This is a genomic window from Fodinibius sp. GM108 (assembly GCF_058386985.1).
In genome coordinates this window covers 79,542-97,742 of the sequence record NZ_JBYEIR010000004.1, presented here as the reverse complement: position 1 = coordinate 97,742, position 18,201 = coordinate 79,542, and the positions used below count along the sequence as shown (strand labels likewise).

Genomic DNA, 18,201 nt, shown 5'->3' with positions numbered 1-18,201 from the left:
TAGTTCAATGTTAAACTAAATATTTATGGGTATGTATACAAACCGGTGATATAAACGGCTATAGAGGGGTATTTGCAATCCGCTTTTATATTTTGGAAGGAGCCAGAAGCTTTTTAATCCGATCAATTAGTTCGTCAAAGTTCAATGGCTTCAAGATGAACTCATCGGCGACATACATCAATGCACGCTGGTCGGACTCTAATGCCGCATAAGAACTTATAACAATAGATTTAACCTCTGGATATTGATTGCTTATTCTCTTAAAAAAATCTGTTTTCACTGCTAATTCACTGTCCAGAATAATTATAGAAATATCCTGGTGGGCTAATTGATTAAGTGCATCATTTATATTTCCGGATGTAAAGCATTGATACCCTTCATCGCTTAAGACCAACTGTAGCGAATCTCTAATGGCTTCTTCTTGATCAAAAACAAGGATGGCTTGCGATTGCATTTTGTCTTAAGTGTTAGAGTTAATTTATCTAGCTTTACTGTTATAGAAGCAATTAGCAGGCCATACTTTTCATATAAGTGCAGTAATTTATTTATCAGCCGTTATAGCTGTTAATGGACTTATAAGAGGTTTTAATTATCGTGGTGCACTAGATAATTCCACAGGATAGGATCGAGAGTTTGCAAACATGCAATGCCTTTATAATCATGGATTGCAGACGTGCAAAAGCATATTCACCAGAAAAGATACTAGTTTTAGTATCGATATAAATTCCTTGTCAGATAGCTAGAGTAGAGGATAATTACAGTTAAATTTTCTTCTGGTTTTTCACACTTTGGAACGGTGGTTGCACTATTATTATCTAAAGAACTTATTAACATAAACAAGCCTGTTATGAAATCTTTACTAACCACCACGTTTGTATTTTTATTTATCTCATTTGGATTCGCAGTAGCACAAAGTAATATTTCTATGCTCGACAAGAGTACCATGAAAATAGAAGGCACATCCAATGTGCACGATTGGGAAGCAGATGTTGAAGAAGTTAACATTGATATTGATTTTAATGCATCAGCTCTTGAGTCAGAATCACCTTCCAGTCCGGTAGAAGCTCTCACACTAACTATACCTGTTGAAGAGATGAAAAGCGGAAAAGGTGGCCTTGACCGCAGAATGCATGGTGCACTTAAAGAAGATGATCACCCGAATATTACTTTTAAACTTTCTTCATCAGAGATAGCTGAAGGATCTTCGGATAATTCATTTCAGCTCAATGTAACGGGTATGCTGACTGTTGCGGGAGTAGAAAAAGAAGTCAGCTTTCCGGTAGAAGGAACTGTTATGGAAGACGGTACTTACCGATTTGCCGGCAGTTACGAAATCAATATGAAAAACTACGATGTAGATCCACCGTCGGCGATGTTTGGAGCTGTACGAAGTGGAGAGATGGTGACTGTATCATTTGAATTGTTTTTCGAGCAAGGATAATAAACGAACAATAAGAAGATGCTGCGCCCCGTAAACACTTCCCTCAAACTCCTCTTAGTTCTGTCAGTTATACTGCTTATCCCGAGCATGAGCGGGGCGCAATCATCTGGTGATATTACCATCCTTGAAGGTGGTAATATATGGATTGAGGGTACGGCGGGTCCTGTAGATTTTAGTTGCAAAGCGGAACAACTGTCGGGAAAAGGTGAAATTACAACTCCCCAAAATCCCCGGGCAACGCTTACTGAAGATGGTAGAATAAATATTGCGGTAGCCCTGCCGGTTAAATCCCTTAACTGCGGCAAAAGGGCTATGAACAGAGATATGTACGGAGCTCTGAAAGCCGAGGAGTATCCGGTGATTAACTATCAGGTACTTGAAGCTTCATTAAACAAGGAGACAGTGAATTCGCTATCCGGTGAGGGTGAATGGATGAACATACAAACGCGGGGAATTATGGAAATAGCAGGCGTAGAAGATACTACCACTGTTACAGTAAAAGGCAAGGTCATTGAAAACAACAAGTTTCGTGTGAAAGGCACCAAAGAAATCCACATGGATACCTACAACATTGATCCGCCGAGTAAGATGTTTGGGCTTGTCCGGGCCAGCAAAGATCTGACTGTGCATTTTGATGTAACGGTAGCCCTAACAGATTCAACTGCTTATAATAATCGCTAATTCATTTATTATTTACCAGAGATAGCCCAGATTTACCTTTGCAAAACTCTGCTTGATACCTTTCTGCGGTAATGCTACTTGTTGACCCCTTCTTGTTCTTCCTCTACTATCGCAGGGGAAGAGACACATTTGATTCATATGGAAAACTTTTAAAGTTTTTTTTAACGAGAGATAGGGCCAGCATAAGAAGGAATGATAAATATAGGATTCTACCTCAACAACTCCGCGGATACCTCTGCGAAACTCTGCGGTAAAAAAATTGGGTGAAAAATCTGGTAATTTATTCGGATAATCCCAGCCTTTCCATCTTGCGATACAGCGTCGACGGATCGATACCGAGCAGCCGCGCCGCCTCTGATTTATTTCCATCCGTTCGGTTAAGCATACTCTGAATGTGATGTTTTTCGAACCCTTGAACTGCCTCCTCTAACTTATCAGTGTTCATATCCACCTCATCAGCTCCCGAGGTGTTACGGATGGAGGCGGGCAGATCCTCAAGCCTCAGGTATTCATTATCGCTCAGCAATACCGAGCGCTCAATAACATTTTCAAGTTCCCGGACCTGACCCTTCCACTGATAGGCCATCATCGCACTCATCGCCTCGCTGGATATTCCCTTGAGATTTCGCTTTAACTCCTTGTTATATTTGCTCAAAAAATGATGGGCCAGCAGCGGAATATCTTCGCGGCGCTGCTGGAGGGGAGGCAGTGCTATCTCCACCACGTTAAGACGATAGTACAAGTCATCACGGAAGTTGCCTTTTTCTACTTCCTCTTCCAGATTTTTATTTGTGGCCGCTATGATGCGCGTATCAAAACTGATGGTTTTATTCGAACCTACCGGTTTCACTTCTCGTTGCTGCAGTACCCGCAATAAATTTACCTGCAGATTTAACGGGATTTCGGCAATTTCATCCAAAAAAACAGTACCGCCATTTGCAGCTACAAAAATACCCTCCTTTTCAGAGTCGGCGCCGGTAAAAGCTCCCTTTTTATGGCCGAAAAGCTCTGACTCAACGAGATCTTTGGGAATAGCGCCGCAATTAATCGCCAGAAACGGTTTTTTAGCGCGATTGCCATGAAAGTGTATAGCTCGGGCTACCAGTTCTTTTCCCGTACCACTGTCTCCGGTAATCAACACATTACTAGTGGCATTGCTCACGCGATCCACCATTCTATAAACTTCCTCCATGGCTTCACTTTCACCAATAATGTGGTTAAAGTTGTACTCCTGGTCGATCTGTTCACGCAGGTATTTGTTTTCCTGGACCAGATTTTTATGCTCCAGGAGATTTTCTATACGAATAAGTACTTCATCAAAATCCAGTGGTTTCAGGATGTAATCTGCTGCACCTTTTCGCAGTGCCTGGATTGCAGTCTCAATAGTAGCATGGGCAGTTATGATGATAGTCAGCGTATCCGAGGAGTGTTGCAGTGCATATTCCAGCACGCCCAGTCCGTCGGTCTTAGGCATTTTCAAGTCAGTTATAATAATGTCAAAACTATTTTTCTCGATCGCTTTGATGGCTTCCTCCCCATCTTGAACTGTTGTACAGTTATAGCCTTCATCCTCAAGAACAATAGTTAGTGATTCTCTGATACTGGATTCATCATCTGCTATTAAAATTGATCCTGTCATAAAATTCTCATTTTTCTATAGGAATGGTGATAAAAAATGTTGTCCCTTTGCCGTATTCCGACTCTACGCGAATGGTGCCCCCCATCTTATTGATGATTCCGTGACTTACAGCAAGTCCCAGCCCGGTGCCGCTCCCCACTTCCTTTGTCGTGAAGAACGGTTCAAATATACGAGATTGATGTTCTTCTTTTATGCCTTTTCCATTATCGGTGACTTTCAACAAAATTTGCGAATCTTCTTTTGCTGTGGATATCACAACCTTCGGGTCTTGCTCCTCTTTCATGGCGTCAACGGCGTTAAGCAATAAGTTCACCAATACCTGGTGAATTTGATCGGGCACTATCGAGATCATCGGCAGGTCATCGGCAAGGTTTCGTTCAAAATTCACATCACGGCATCGGGCATCATGCTCCAGCAGCCCCACGGCAGAGTTTATAATATCATTTATATTGGCATTCTCTTCCTGCATACTCGAGGGACGTGAGAAATCAACCAGATCGCGTACAATTTTATTAATCCGTTGTATATGTTCTCGTACCTTTTTCAGCTGATCCTGTACAAATTCGTCATCAGTCTTACGCTGGCATACTTGTACCAGCGAAGAGATAGCAGTCAATGGATTCCCGACCTCGTGAGCTACTCCTGCTGCCATATGCCCTATCGTGGCCAGACGCTCGGATTGCTGAATTTGCTCTTTTCGCATTTTGATATCCGTTAAGTCTCGCAATATCTGCGAGTATCCCACAACTTCATCATCTTCACTCCGGATAAAGGATTCTGTTAAATTTACCAGTTTTCGTTCTCCGCTCTTGGTCAGACGTTCCGTCTCATAATTTTGTACCGATCCCTTGTACTGCATTCCAAAGTCGATGCACTCCAGTTCCTGCATCTCAATAAGATCGTCAGGGACAATCTTTGTAATTGGCTCACCGATGATTTCATCTCGATTCCATCCGAAAATATCTTCGGCTCCCCGATTCCATGAAGTGATAATACCCTCATTATCAAGAGAGATGATAGCTTCGGCCGAATGTTCGATAATATCACTGTAGCGCATCTTCGTAGCCTCGAGCTGATCTTCGTAATATTCGCGGTAATTATATACCGTCCATGCCGCCCACACTACCAACACCAGAGAAACAAAGATGCCCCGACTGAAGTACAACCAACGCATGGTGTCTTCAGAAATATCTGAAAAGAATGTTTGCTCAATAATTTCTGTCGCACCGTAAACCACTCCCAGTATGATGAGAGAAGTGAATAGCAAGTAGCCCATCCTGGCTTCGCGCAAAAAGCGAATAATCTCTTTCATAATTTAATGGAGTGGCAGTTTATTCATATTTATTTAAAAAGTAGCAATTACCAGCTCCCAAGCAAGCGTCTGATTTGTACAATCTGACCAATATGGTAGGCATTATGATCAACAATAAGCATGGCTTCGCGAAACAGTGTTTGCCCGTCTCCGTGTGGAAATGGACGCTGTAAGTCCTTATCCGTGTCTTGGATCATGGATCGCATCTCATCCAATCCGTCACGAACTGCTTGTACAGATTCTTCAAACTCCTGTTTATCTTCAGGGGATGAGGTTTCCGGCCAGTAATCTTCAGGCCAGTCTATCTCCTCATAATCGGGATTTTTACAGAACTCCAGGATATCGTCCTGTCCGATACGGATATGTTCAATAAGTTCCCAAATGGTATGAGGCAATCCCTCAACCTTGATTCCGGCCTGCTTGTATGTTATCCCCTGTACTGCCTGATTGAAATCAACATGTGCATTTTTCCCCTCAAGCTGTTCCAGCAGTAATTCTCTTACAGATTTTGATTCCATAACCGACAAGTAGTGTCTGATTAGAAAATTAGGATGAAACTTATGAGAAAACGGTCTGTACTTTATAATCTCACCTAAATATACTGGTTTCTTTAGAGCTTTTTGGTGTTGAAGAAAAGAGAAGCCAAGAAAAATAAAACACCAACTTAGAAAGGTACAAAAAGAAAAAAGCCCTGCGTTTGCAGAGCTCTTTTTGAATCAACTATTTACAATATAAGACGATCACCCAACACAGAACAAGTTTTTCTGATATCAATCAAATAACCTGTAACTAATCAATAAATAACAGTAGGTAAGCTTTACCTGACAATAGACTATTGTTATCTTATGAGACCTCTGAAATTTCACTATTATATACTCATTAAAGATCTATTGTGCACGATGCCCAAACAAGTAGGTAATTTAACACTCTATTCGGTCGATGATCTGAATGAACAGCTTGGACTCAGTAAAATGACAATCCGCGCTTATCTGCGGGACGGAAAAATTCGGGGTCGGAAACTTGGTGTAAAATGGTATGTGACCGAAGAAGCATTGCGGGAATATTTTAATGAACCAAGCAGGACAACTACTTCTGTCTCATCCAAAAATCCTAAAAATTATCGGTATATTGTTAAAGGAATAAACGATCTGGTAAGTGAGCAGGAAGAGTGCGAGACTGTCGAGGAAACGATAGAATGTATCGACAATCAAGCTATTGTGAGCTTGTTTCAGATTGCTGTTGTAGATCGCGAAACAGACGAAGTCGTAGAATTGATCAAAGCCCGTGACTTCCTTGAACGTCACAAATAACTGCGATAGATCTTATACCTCAACTTTAGGATGTAACTTTAAAATAAATAAAGCTATGCTGGAAAAAGATGATACCAAGCTCGAGATTTTCGGATTCGGTGATGATGACGATGAGGAAGATACCTTTTACTGCCTGGTAAATACCCGAAAAAGTCCCGACGGTATCGATCTGGAAAAACTGTCGAATGCCGACCCGCGAAAATTTGACGAAGTGCTTAATGAAATGGGTTGTATTTTACTACTCCGGGGTGATGAAGTAGAAGAGCTTATCAACCGTGGTGACATCACCGATTCGGATCTGCACCAGTCGCTCTATGATCTGTCGGTTGATGAAGGGATTATCCAGTAAGCAGTAGGCAGTGGCCAGGTGGCAGTTAAATATATAGCCTGGTTTTGTTTTTACTGATCACTGTTAACTGCTAACTGAAAACGGTCCTTCACTTTGCCACCAGTGCCAGGCCCGCAAGATTGCAACCATAGATTTACCGTCGGAAATTTCACCGTTATGCACCATTTGTACAACTTCAGAAAAGGGCAGTCGTTCTTTAAGTACAAATTCATCATCCTCTACCTGTTGATTATATGAGGTAATATTCCAGGCTGTGTATAAATGTATAATCTCATCCGAATAGCCTATTCCCGGATACAGGTGTCCGACATACTGGAACTTTTCGCATGACAGTCCTGCTTCTTCTTTGAGCTCGCGGTGTGCCGTCGAATCGGCATCTTCGTCGGGATCAATTTTACCGGCTGGGACCTCGTAAAATATTTGCGACATCGGATAGCGAAATTGGCGAATAAGCATTACATCACCATTATCAAAGACAGGAACTACGGCTGATGCTCCGGGATGTTTAATCCATTCGCGGGTAGAAGTTGATCCGTCGGGCAGTTGCGCTTCATCAAAAAATACGTGTAGCAAACGTCCATTAAAAACTTCCTTTGAGGATATGGTGCGTTCAACAAGTTTATGTGAGTCGTTCATAGAAAGAATTTTGCGTATCTTATATATTATAACTTGAACAGAGACGTCATTATCAGCTTGGGTAACTCAAAATAAAAAAGTATTAGGTTTACGTTGTCACAAACATTCAACATAGATCAACAGAATATTGATGTTAAAGAAGACCTTCTGACATGGTCGAATGCGATATCATTATCGCGTATTTTAGTAACGTTCCCCATTATTTATCTTCACTATACGAACGGTCAGCAGGTTACAATCACTATCACCATTCTTGTTTTGTACGGGATCGTCTCGGATTTTCTGGACGGCTATGTTGCCCGCAAAGCAAATCAGGTTACCGAATGGGGAAAGATTCTGGATCCTGTCGCTGATAAATTCTGTGCTTTTTTCCTGTTCTTCTATGCCGTTTATATCGATATCATTCCGCTTTGGTTCTTTATACTAGAGATCGGCCGCGATGCGTTTATTCTCCTCGGTTCAATGTACATTCAAAAGTTGCGCGGCAAAGTTGCAATGGCGGCAATGTCCGGTAAAATAAGTGTCAATGTATTGGGATTGTACTGGTTGTCTGCCTTTTTCTATCCCGGGGCTGTGGCCGTCCATCAGATGCTCATGGGAGCAGCGCTGGCACTTATGTTTTTCTCCTTCTTTGATTATCTTCACCGGTTCAATCTGATCCGTAAAGGGGTAGAATTTAATTGAAAAATATAAAGTCACAGAATCACGTAAATCCGTGTTTCTTAGTGGCTCTGACAAATATTAGCTTATGGGTTTTTTAGAAAAATTAGGACTTAAGAAAAAAGAAAAAGTCGAGAAAGGCGTTGAAAAAAGCCGCTCGGGCATAATGAGTAAAATCGGCAAAGCTATTGTTGGCAAAGATACGGTGGATGCCGAAGTGCTCGACGAGCTGGAAGAAATTTTAATTACCTCGGATGTCGGAGTTAAGACTACGCTCGAAATCATCGATCGTATCGAGGCACGGGTAGCTGAAGAAAAATACCTGAACAGTGATGAGCTTCAGCGAATCTTGCGTGAAGAAATTATCGCGCTCCTCAAGGATCACGCCCCCGGTAAACCGGCCGAATTTGACGCTGAATTTCCCCAGAAGCCACATATCGTGATGATCGTTGGTGTTAACGGTGTGGGTAAGACAACTACCATAGGCAAGCTTGCCCATCTATACAGGAAGGCCGGCAAGAAAGTGATGCTTGGCGCCGCTGATACCTTTCGGGCGGCAGCTGTGGACCAGCTTAAAATCTGGAGTGAACGTGCCGAGGTGCCCATAATTCAGCAGGGGCAAAATGCCGATCCCGCGGCGGTAGCCTACGATACTGTGGAATCTGCCAAGGCTCGCGGCGCAGATATCGCACTGGTTGACACAGCCGGGCGCCTGCACAATAAGAAATCGCTGATGGAAGAACTTGCCAAAATAAAACGCGTGATGGGCAAGGTTGTTGATGGAGCTCCGCATGAAGTACTGCTCGTGCTCGATGCCTCTACGGGTCAAAATGCCATGCAACAGGCACAGGCGTTCACCGATTTTGTAGATATTACCGGACTTGTGCTGACAAAGCTTGATGGTACGGCCAAAGGTGGTATCGTTATTGGTGTTTCAAACGAGTTGGATGTACCGGTAAAATATATTGGCGTTGGTGAAGAGATAGAAGATCTGCAGGTGTTCGACCGCGAGCTTTTCGTCAATTCCATGTTCAGTGATTAAAAATTTGATCAGTTGTTAATTCCCGGATAGCAACTATGATTTCAATTTTTATTTTTCCTCATTTTGTGATAAAGTAAAGTTAAAGGACATTTGTACTAAACTTACAGTTAAATGGGTTTTAGCTGGGGGAATTATGGATTCCGGGAAGCTTATTGGTGTGTTATTATTTGCACTTCCGGTAATTGGATGGACTCAGTCTCGTGATCTTCCCGAAAGATCTGAAGCATCAGTGGTTCAAACAGCAGATTCCCTTCGCCAGGTTGCCCGTTTTGATTCCTCGAATGCTCTTTATCAACACGCTGCCGACCTTTTTGATCAGCACGGGGATTGGCACGAAAAGGCTGAGGTACTGTATAAAATCAGTCTGAACAAAAGTGAGCAGGGCCAGCTCAAAGAAGCCGCTGAACATCTGGACAGAGCATTCTCAGTTCTTAAATCCAAAGGATTAGAAGCGCCGGCTCTTGAGATTAAGTACCATTATCAGAAAGCTGTTATCGCCGAACTAGAGGCGAATTATGAGGATGCACTGGAATGGGCCGAAAAGGGATTGGAACTGGTGTCAAATGCTTCCGAGGATTACATTCCGCTAAAGATTAAACTGTTGCATGCGATTGGGGATGTACAAATAGCGCAGGGCAATTCGCAAAAAGCAATTGATCAATTGGCTCAGGCATTGACTCTGTATAGCCGCAACAGAGTTAAAAACAGACGCCTGCTAAGCAAAATCTATAACAGCTATGGCGAATCTCATCGACACGACGGAAATATAAAGCAAGCCTTAAAATATTTCAGGAAATCCCTGGAGATAGATCGGGAGATTTTGCCGGCGCAGCATCCTGACTTGTCCAGAAAGCAAAACAATATAGCAATTTCTTATTACTATCAGGGTGACTACCAGCGCGCCCTCGATTATTTTATAAATGCGGTAAATGTATTGGCCAAATTCTATGGAGAAGAACACAGCTTGGTAGCCGCGGGATATAACAATGTGGGAATTGTTTACTCAGAGATCGGTGAATTGGAAAAAGCCACTGAATACCTCGAGAAGGCGCTGGAAATCAAAGAGCAGGTAATGGGGGCAAATCATCCTGATGTGGCGATCGGTTATCAAAATTTGGGTGCCATCTATTACGATATGCAACAATACGACCGCGCCATTGAATATAACAAAGAGGCAGAGGCTCGGCATCTGAAGAAATTTGCCGAGGGACACCCCGAGCTGGCCAACGTGTATGCTAATCTGGGTGAAGCGTATGCAGCCAAAGAAGAGTATGAGCTGGCGCTGGAATACTACCAGAAAGATCTGAATATCAACCTTGAATCAATGGGTGGTGATCATCCATTTATTGGTGATACTTACAGGAAAATTGGGGATACGTACGCCAAAATTGAAAACTATGATCTGGCGATCAACCAATACCAAAAAGCATTGGAGGTTTTTATAGGGAGTTTTAGCGCAGAGAGCGGATATCAAAATACACCTTTTCAGGAGATGGCATATCCCTATTTGTTATTAGAAACACTATCCTCGAAAGGAAAAACGCTCTTGACGTATGGTGAAGAATCAAATCGCAGAGAATTGCTTGAACGATCTCTGCAAACACACCTGCAAGCCGTGAAGCTCATTGATCATCTCCAGCAGAGCTACAGTCGGGAAAAGTCAAAATTTTTGCTTCGGAAACGTACAGTCGATATTTATAAGCAGGGATTTAAAACCGCCTATCTATTGCAAGAGCAGACAGCTGATCCACAATATAAGGAGTATGCTTTCTATTTTGCTGAAAAGAGCCGAAACCAGATTTTATTGGAGCAGGTGCAACGAATCAATGCGCGTGATCTGGCTCAGATTCCCGACTCGCTTATCGATGAAGAGCAATCGCTGCAGATACAAATAAATAATTTACAGGCTGAATTATCTGATCTGGCAGAAACACCACAGGAAGCTGATTCGGTGCAGCGGGTAGCACTTCAGGATTCTCTGTTTCATCTTCGCAAAAAGTTGGAAGAACATATCCGGCACCTTGAATCTTGGTATCCCAAATATCATGAACTGAAATATTCGCCGGTGCTTACGAGTGCAGAAGAGATCCAAAAAAATATATTAGCGGAAGACCAAGTGATGATTTCATATTTTTTTGGTGATGAATCACTTTTTGCTTTTATCATTTCGAGAAACTCTTTTGAAATCCGGAATCTGAATGCTGATAATTCAGTTCTTCAGCAGGATATCCAGGATTTCCGAAAAATTATTTTAGAGACTAACTCACCTTCAGATTTTGCCGAAAAAAGCTACAATCTGTATAACAAACTCATCCTTCCCATTGCTGATCTCATAAATGGAAAAAATCTGTTAATAATACCAGACGGAGCATTGCATTACCTGCCGTTTGAAACTCTTATATCAGATGAAGTCACCGAGCCACAGTCGGCGCGTTTTCACAACCTCCCATATCTGTTGCTGGATCATTCAATAAACTATGCGTCTTCAGCGGGTTTCCTGGAACTGAGCAGATCGGCTGATAATCTTGAATACGAAAAGCAGCTAGCTGGTTTCGCACCGGATTTTAGCGGAATTACTACTTCTGAAAAACGTGAATTATATCCCGATTATGAGCCCTCACTTTCATCTTTGCCGCTCAGCAAAAAAGAAGTCGAAGATCTGAAAGATTTATTTGATGACAATGGTGGATTATGGGCTTTTCTAAAACCAAAGCAGAACGAAACAGATGTTTTTATCGGGGATACGGCATCTGAATCAACATTCAAAAATCTGCCGTTGGATAGTTACCGATATCTCCATTTGGCGACTCATGCTTTTGTATCTGAAAGCGAGCCGGAGCGGTCAGGTATCTTGTTCAGCGCTACAGACAATAACAGCCAGGACGGAACCCTTTATGCCAATGAAATTTACAACCTGCAGCTCAATGCTCACCTTGTTACACTCAGTGCCTGTAAAACAGGCTTCGGGGCGATTGCAGAGGGAGAAGGAATGATAAGTCTCAGCCGGGCTTTTCAATACGCAGGCGCCCGAAATCTACTGGTTTCGCTCTGGAATGTGAGCGATCGTTCCACAGCCCGAATAATGGTGGATTTCTATAAGCAGAACCAAGATCAGCAAATGGCGATAGCACTGCGGACAGCAAAACGCAATATGATCAATAATGGCCTCTACTCACATCCTAAATACTGGGCTCCATTTATAATAATTGGGAGGGGGCAATAATTTCCTTGAAATAATTAAAGCCATACCGAAAAGGCATGGCTTTAACTATTTAAGTTAATTGTTATTTGCTAGTATCGTCATCATCTTCATCGGTAGAACCATTGTCTTGATCCGGCATAGTGAATAGAACTGACGAGAAAGGATTTTCTTTTAAAAGGTCGAACATAATGATCTCCTGGTTTTATTTAAATTGGTTGATATGCACTCCCAAATACGAGAGGTACTCCTAAGGTTCAATTATTTATCATCAATCTCAAGCTGTTTACTTTTAATGGTTATCTATGTATATATCCACGGTATTAGCAGATCTGTGATCAATACGATTGTCGACAAATGAATGGTATTCAACGGCTTTTATTAATTGTAGTTTCTCTTTTTGTTCTTCCCCATCTTTCCATGGGGCAGTCCGTTCAACTGGCTGACTCCCTGTTCCAGACTGGTCAGCGATATGACATTGGGGGAAATATGGAGGAGGCCGAATTCTACTACGGTGAAGCCTATAATTTATATCGGAAATTCCAGGATACTGCTTTGATACTTGAGGCGGGGAAAGAATATGCCAGCGCTATGATGTGGCGCTCCAAACATGACCAGGCAATGGAGCTCTACAAAGATCTTTTTGATATAGATCATCCAGCTAACAATGCCTACAACCGCGGGGATATCCTTAATAGCATGGGGTTGTCGTCAAGACGTGCCGGCAATATTGAGCAAGCCGAACAGTACTATCACAAGTCATTGGCATTGGCAGAACAATCTGGTGACAGTCTTCTTATCGGGGTTGTCCACAGTAATTTGGGTAGTCTGCATAGAGCCCGCGGCAATTATTCAAAAGCCATTGACCAGGAAAGAAAAGCCCTTCCTTATTTTGAGGGATTGAACAGGGAAAGAAATATTTCAATGACTTTAAATAGCCTGGGCAGGATTTACGGAGACCTGAATGTATATGATGAAGCTCTTGAGTTTTATTATAAAGCTCTCACAATTCAAAAAGATTTAGGTGATGTCAGTTTATTGGCATCAACGTATAATAACATTGCAAGTATTCAACGGGAACTAGGTAATTATGATCAGGCATTGGTTTCCTATCAAAAAAGTCTTGAACTAAGCCGTCAGGCAGGGACTCCCCTTCGAATAGCTAACGTGCTTAACAACATCGGATTGCTGTATAAAAACCTGGGAGAATATGATAAAGCTATGGACTACTACCGGCAAAGTCTGGCGATAAAAGAAGAAAATGCAGATCCTGCTTCCATTGCCACCACCACAAAAAATGTCGGTAAACTTCTTTGGGACCAGGAAAAATACAAAGAAGCGGAACCATACTACTATAAAGCCCTGGAGCTTCGTAAACAAGCAGGTAATCCCTTCGACATTGCTTCTTCCCTTAACACCATGGTCGAACTGTCACTAAAAGATAATGACTACGAAAGGGCCCGGCAATATACTAGTGAAATACAAGCTACTGCGGATTCAACAGATAACTACCGAATCCGTCTTTTTGCAGCACGGTACTGGGGACAAATAAATGCACAACTGGGAAATCACGGCGACGCGATCAGTCATTATAAAAAAGCCTTGGCTTACAGCGACTATCTTTCTCCGTCCAAAAAGTTGAGTTCTCTGGAGGACCTTGCTTACCAGTACAATAAAATGGATTCTGACAGTGCTATTTACTTCGGAGAACAGGTTATCGATCTTATTGAAGAACAGCGTTCTAATGCCGGGGCTACTTCGGAGCTACGATCTGGGTTTTTTGGGCGCCATACTGACTTTTATGCGGAACTGGCCTCGTGGATGTTAAAGTACGAATCAGACGTTGCCCGAGCCTATAAACTTGTTGAGCAGGCGAAAGCACGGTCACTTAGTGAGGAGTTGGCCAAGGCATCCCAGAATATAGATCAGAAACTACCTGAAGAAGTACGGGTTACGCGTAATGAGAAAAACAATCGTATTAATTCACTGTACTCCGAACTTGAACGCACGGTTGATGAAGAGCGGCGGGCAAAACTCCAGGATCAGATTCGCATGGCTGAACTTGATTTTGCAGCTTACGAAAACAAGGTCCACAGTGAATATCCTGAGTATAAATCACTGGACATGCCCAACCCAATATCACTCGATCGTGCCCAGCGAGCTGTAGATGAGAATACGGCAGTGCTGGAATATGCTTTGGCGGGTAATCAGCTTCTGATGTTCCTAATCAGTCAGAATGATGTTCATGTAGAGCAATTTGCACTACCTACTGAAGAAGAGTTAGGGGCTGAATTGACCGAGCGGGTTACTGATTTTAAAGACGCAATCATATCAAATGCTTCACGGGCGGAGCTCCGGTCGCAGTCTGGAAAGCTGTATAATGTATTGCTAAAACCCTTTGAGGAGACGCTTGATAAATTTAATAACTTAATTATTATACCTGATGGTGCACTGGCCTATCTCCCTTTTGAAGCTATCTCACAGGGTGATCAGTACCTGGTTGAAAATTTTAATATCAAGTATGAACCCTCCCTCACTACGTTAACGCTCTTGGATGAACCGGAATCTCTAAATCGCAAAGAGCTGCTGGCCGTGGCGGGTTCTCAAATTTCAGGAGAGAATAATAATGCCATACGATCGGCTAACCTGGCGGCCTTGCCCTCAACTGTTATAGAAGTCGATTCCATTGCGACTCACTTTCCCCAGGCTTCTACTCTCAAAGATGATGAAGTGTCTGAAGAAGCACTGAAAGAGCTTCTGCGTCAAAACAGCTACCGATATATTCATATGGCGACACATGGAATTATTGATGAAGAGCGTCCCAATCGCAGTGGCCTGGCTCTTTCTGCCAAGGGAGAGATCACCCCTTCTTCGAAAGAGGATGGTTTGCTGCGGACGTCGGAGATTTTCGGACTTGATATAGATTCGGAAATGGTAGTTTTGAGTGCTTGTAATACCGGGCTGGGTAAGATTGTGGATGGGGAAGGTATGCTGGGTATGCAGCGTTCCTTTTTCTATGCCGGTGCTTCTACGGTCGTGGTAAGTCTCTGGAATGTTTATGATCGTTCTACCGCTGTATTTATGAATGAGTTTTACAAATCACTTATCAACAGCAATTCAGAAGAAAGCTGGACCACCAGTATGCTGCGGTGGGTTGGCTGGGATGAATCGATTCCTTTCGGACAAAAAGCATCTGCAATGCGAGAGGCCAAACTGCGAATGATCAAACATCCGCTTTTTAATCACCCGATCTATTGGGCCCCGTTTATTGTGGTTGGACGGTAGAGTTTAGGTATAAGGATATTGGGATATAAGGTATAAGGGATTACGGAGCCTTATATCCTTATTCCCCTATTCCCTAATTATCACTCTTCGTAATCTCGATAAACTCCTGATTATCCACAGCTGGTGGGTTTTCAGTATTAGCTATGATTACGGTAGAGGCATACATCGTGCGGACAATCTCAGCCATTTTTTCAAAACGGATTTTGTGCACTTCGTCGGATGGACGGTGATAGTCTTCGTGAATTCCGGTAAAGAAAAATACAAACGGCACACCCTTTCGGCCAAAGTGCCAGTGATCGCTGCGACGATAGAACTGGTTGGGATCGTTTAAGTCATTGTATTTTTTGTCAAACTCAATTTGTCCTGACTGGTTGTTTGCTACTTTAATCAGGCTGTCAAGCTCCGAAGAAATTATTTCTGCCCCGATGATATAGGCATACTCTTCAATCCCCTGTTTTTCGTGCTCTTCATCAACACGCCCAATCATATCAACGTTGATATTGGCAATGGTTTTATCCATCGGAAAAATAGGATGGTCGGAATAGTAGCGTGAACCCAGCAGCCCTACTTCTTCAGCAGAGACATTAAGAAACAAAATACTTCGTTTTGTCCTCACGCCATTGTCGGCCGCCTCTGAAAGTGCCCGTGCAATATTCAACAGCCCAATCGTACCGCTGCCGTCGTCATCAGCTCCATTATAGATACGGTCACCGGTCGAGTCGGGCTGACCAACCCCTACATGATCATAATGAGATGTCAGTACAACAACTTCATCTTTTAACTCCGGATCGGCGCCCTCAAAATAGGCCGCGATATTTTGTGTTTCGATTGTGATCTCTTCTGAATATGGGATGTGATTCAGACTATAATCCAACAGTTGCGGCTCAAAATCGGTAATATTTTCAATCACATTGTTTCTATATGATTCGATAGAATCAACATTTAGCATACGAGCTGCCAATTCAGGATTTATTAAATTGTATCCACCGGAAAATCCGCCAGATCCGTTATTACGATAAGCCAGTTGCATGCTCGAAGGTTTATTAAAATCAAACTGTTGTTCCTTGGCTGTGGCTTTGAACTCTTCGGCACTCATCTCCGGAATCAATAGGATGCCCTCTGCTCCTTTTTTAACAATCGACTGAAATCGAGCGCGGTTATCAATGGATGGATTGACGAGCGTATCACCTTCGACAACATGCGGAATTTCTTGAAATACCATCACCCATTTCCCCTTCAGGTCAGCCTCTTCGAGATGAGCAACACCTCTTGCCGTATCATCTACGCCAAATCCTGCAAATACTATTTCGCCAGAAAGCGAGTCGGTACCGCCAAAGCCGCGGATATAATTTGCCGTGCTGGATTCACTGGCTACCGAACGGTCGAGAAGTTCTTTTTCGCCATTCTGCTCGACGAATGTTTCAAAAACAATACTGTCGTTTTGCGTAGCATTCAGCTTGAAGTTCTGAAAGTAGGTTCCGTTGTCACCAACAGGCTGTAGCCCCATATCACGATATTGCCTTGACAGAAATTCGGCAGCTTTTTCCAGTCCTTCTGTGCCTGTTCCGCGCCCCTCCATAGAGTCGGCCGCAAAAGCAGAGAGATGTTGCTTTAAGAAGTCAACGCTGATGTTATCCTGAAATGTTAACAGCTGTTCTGTATCGGTGCTGGGATTATGCGATTCTTTTTCTGTTGATGTTTGGGATCCGGTACAGCCCACAATAAGAATGAGCAGTCCCAAAAGATTAGTTTTTACTCTTGATTGCATATTTTTGGTGATTGTTGTGTTACGTTGATTCCGGTGTCTGTATTATCTCGTCTACGGGTTTTAAATCCAGATGAAAAGCGGTTGGATCATCATCTTCAATATAGAGATTGATTTGACGTTCTTTAAGCATTTCCAGTATCGCCAGAAAAGTAACAACAATTTGTGTTCTGTTTTTTAGTTCTATACACATCGCCCGAAAGGATGTACGACCGCTTTCCTGCAGGCGGTTAAGCACATATTCCGTCTGATCTTCAATGCTAAACTCAATTTTTTCTACGCGATGGATAGCATCTTGCTTTTTGATATCAGCCAGCACTTTCTTGAACGCCGACATCAGGTCAAACATTGTGACATCCTGTAGAGCTTCCCCTGATGCTTGTTGTGATTGTTTATTTACCTGGTCGATCTCGTGATAACCGCGAAAACGCCTCTTTTGTGCCTCTTCGGCAATATTCTCCATTTTGCCGGCCATCTCTTTGTAGCGCTTATACTCCAACAGTTGCTGCACCAGCTCATAGCGCGGATCATGTTCATCCAACTCTTCATCGGAATCTTCCTGGGGAAGCATCATTTTGGCTTTGATCGACATCAGCATGCTGGCCATGAGGATAAATTCACTGGCAACATCAAGATCCAGCTCCTCCATCAGATTTAAATATTCTAAAAACTGCTTGGTGATATAAGAGATAGGAATATCATAAATATCCAGCTCATCTCTTTTAATAAAAAAGAGCAGCAGGTCGAGCGGACCTTCGAAATTTTTAAGCTGTACGCGATACATTAATTCTGACTTGGATGATCTTACCTGCAGATATTATTACTCATCTATGAAAAAAGGAAATTTTTGAAGCTTTTCCCACTTAACTCGTACTATTCACT

At 42.7% G+C, this 18,201-nt stretch carries 15 protein-coding genes; 8 read left to right on the top strand and 7 right to left on the bottom strand.

What is annotated here, in order from left to right:
• Window positions 1-85 precede the first annotated feature (85 nt).
• The gene (locus tag ACT3ID_RS08400) at window positions 86-454 is read right to left on the bottom strand and encodes a response regulator (RefSeq protein WP_491541568.1); all 369 of its coding nucleotides are present in this window, start codon (window positions 452-454) and stop codon (window positions 86-88) included.
• Window positions 455-847: 393 nt separating this feature from the next.
• Here ACT3ID_RS08400 and ACT3ID_RS08395 point away from each other — a divergent pair, with 393 nt between their 5' ends.
• The gene (locus tag ACT3ID_RS08395) at window positions 848-1,441 is read left to right on the top strand and encodes a YceI family protein (protein ID WP_491541567.1); all 594 of its coding nucleotides are present in this window, start codon (window positions 848-850) and stop codon (window positions 1,439-1,441) included.
• A gap of 87 nt (window positions 1,442-1,528) precedes the next feature.
• Complete coding sequence (locus ACT3ID_RS08390; protein ID WP_491541566.1) at window positions 1,529-2,122, top strand: hypothetical protein; 594 nt, start codon at window positions 1,529-1,531, stop codon at window positions 2,120-2,122.
• 280 nt (window positions 2,123-2,402) lie between these two features.
• Here the strand turns inward: ACT3ID_RS08390 and ACT3ID_RS08385 are convergent, their stop codons facing one another.
• Genes ACT3ID_RS08385 through ACT3ID_RS08375 form a run of 3 tightly spaced genes read right to left on the bottom strand, consistent with a single transcriptional unit; the run spans window position 2,403 to window position 5,591 of the window.
• A complete protein-coding gene (locus tag ACT3ID_RS08385; protein ID WP_491541565.1) occupies window positions 2,403-3,761 on the bottom strand; it encodes a sigma-54-dependent transcriptional regulator in 1,359 nt (452 codons plus the stop codon).
• Between the two features lie 7 nt (window positions 3,762-3,768).
• Window positions 3,769-5,073 (bottom strand): two-component system sensor histidine kinase NtrB, encoded by a 1,305-nt coding sequence (locus tag ACT3ID_RS08380; protein ID WP_491541564.1) that lies wholly within the window; start codon window positions 5,071-5,073, stop codon window positions 3,769-3,771.
• Window positions 5,074-5,120: 47 nt separating this feature from the next.
• Complete coding sequence (locus tag ACT3ID_RS08375) at window positions 5,121-5,591, bottom strand: DinB family protein (RefSeq protein WP_491541563.1); 471 nt, start codon at window positions 5,589-5,591, stop codon at window positions 5,121-5,123.
• 381 nt (window positions 5,592-5,972) lie between these two features.
• Here ACT3ID_RS08375 and ACT3ID_RS08370 point away from each other — a divergent pair, with 381 nt between their 5' ends.
• Together ACT3ID_RS08370 and ACT3ID_RS08365 are read left to right on the top strand one after the other, a co-directional pair.
• Complete coding sequence (locus tag ACT3ID_RS08370; protein WP_491541562.1) at window positions 5,973-6,383, top strand: helix-turn-helix domain-containing protein; 411 nt, start codon at window positions 5,973-5,975, stop codon at window positions 6,381-6,383.
• Window positions 6,384-6,438: 55 nt separating this feature from the next.
• Window positions 6,439-6,732, top strand: a complete 294-nt coding sequence (locus ACT3ID_RS08365) for a hypothetical protein (protein ID WP_491541561.1) — start codon at window positions 6,439-6,441, stop codon at window positions 6,730-6,732.
• Between the two features lie 63 nt (window positions 6,733-6,795).
• Here ACT3ID_RS08365 and ACT3ID_RS08360 read toward each other — a convergent pair whose 3' ends face one another.
• Window positions 6,796-7,368 (bottom strand): NUDIX domain-containing protein, encoded by a 573-nt coding sequence (locus ACT3ID_RS08360; protein ID WP_491541560.1) that lies wholly within the window; start codon window positions 7,366-7,368, stop codon window positions 6,796-6,798.
• Window positions 7,369-7,461: 93 nt separating this feature from the next.
• On the opposite strand from ACT3ID_RS08360, the gene ACT3ID_RS08355 reads away from it, so the two are divergent.
• The 4 genes from ACT3ID_RS08355 to ACT3ID_RS08340 all read left to right on the top strand — a co-directional run bounded on the left by ACT3ID_RS08355 (window position 7,462) and on the right by ACT3ID_RS08340 (window position 15,554).
• The gene (locus ACT3ID_RS08355) at window positions 7,462-8,052 is read left to right on the top strand and encodes a CDP-alcohol phosphatidyltransferase family protein (protein WP_491541559.1); all 591 of its coding nucleotides are present in this window, start codon (window positions 7,462-7,464) and stop codon (window positions 8,050-8,052) included.
• Between the two features lie 64 nt (window positions 8,053-8,116).
• On the top strand, window positions 8,117-9,070 hold the full coding sequence (ftsY, locus tag ACT3ID_RS08350; RefSeq protein ID WP_491541558.1) for a signal recognition particle-docking protein FtsY: 954 nt from the start codon (window positions 8,117-8,119) through the stop codon (window positions 9,068-9,070).
• A 133-nt stretch (window positions 9,071-9,203) separates the two neighbouring features.
• On the top strand, window positions 9,204-12,293 hold the full coding sequence (locus ACT3ID_RS08345) for a tetratricopeptide repeat protein (RefSeq protein WP_491541557.1): 3,090 nt from the start codon (window positions 9,204-9,206) through the stop codon (window positions 12,291-12,293).
• Window positions 12,294-12,626: 333 nt separating this feature from the next.
• Window positions 12,627-15,554, top strand: a complete 2,928-nt coding sequence (locus ACT3ID_RS08340; protein WP_491541556.1) for a CHAT domain-containing protein — start codon at window positions 12,627-12,629, stop codon at window positions 15,552-15,554.
• A 73-nt stretch (window positions 15,555-15,627) separates the two neighbouring features.
• Here ACT3ID_RS08340 and ACT3ID_RS08335 read toward each other — a convergent pair whose 3' ends face one another.
• Both ACT3ID_RS08335 and ACT3ID_RS08330 read right to left on the bottom strand, forming a co-directional pair.
• Window positions 15,628-17,322, bottom strand: coding sequence for a M28 family peptidase (locus ACT3ID_RS08335; RefSeq protein ID WP_491541555.1), 1,695 nt, complete (start codon window positions 17,320-17,322; stop codon window positions 15,628-15,630).
• 19 nt (window positions 17,323-17,341) lie between these two features.
• Window positions 17,342-18,103: a segregation and condensation protein A gene (locus tag ACT3ID_RS08330; RefSeq protein ID WP_491541554.1), complete on the bottom strand. Its 762-nt coding sequence runs from the start codon at window positions 18,101-18,103 to the stop codon at window positions 17,342-17,344.
• Window positions 18,104-18,201 lie beyond the last annotated feature (98 nt).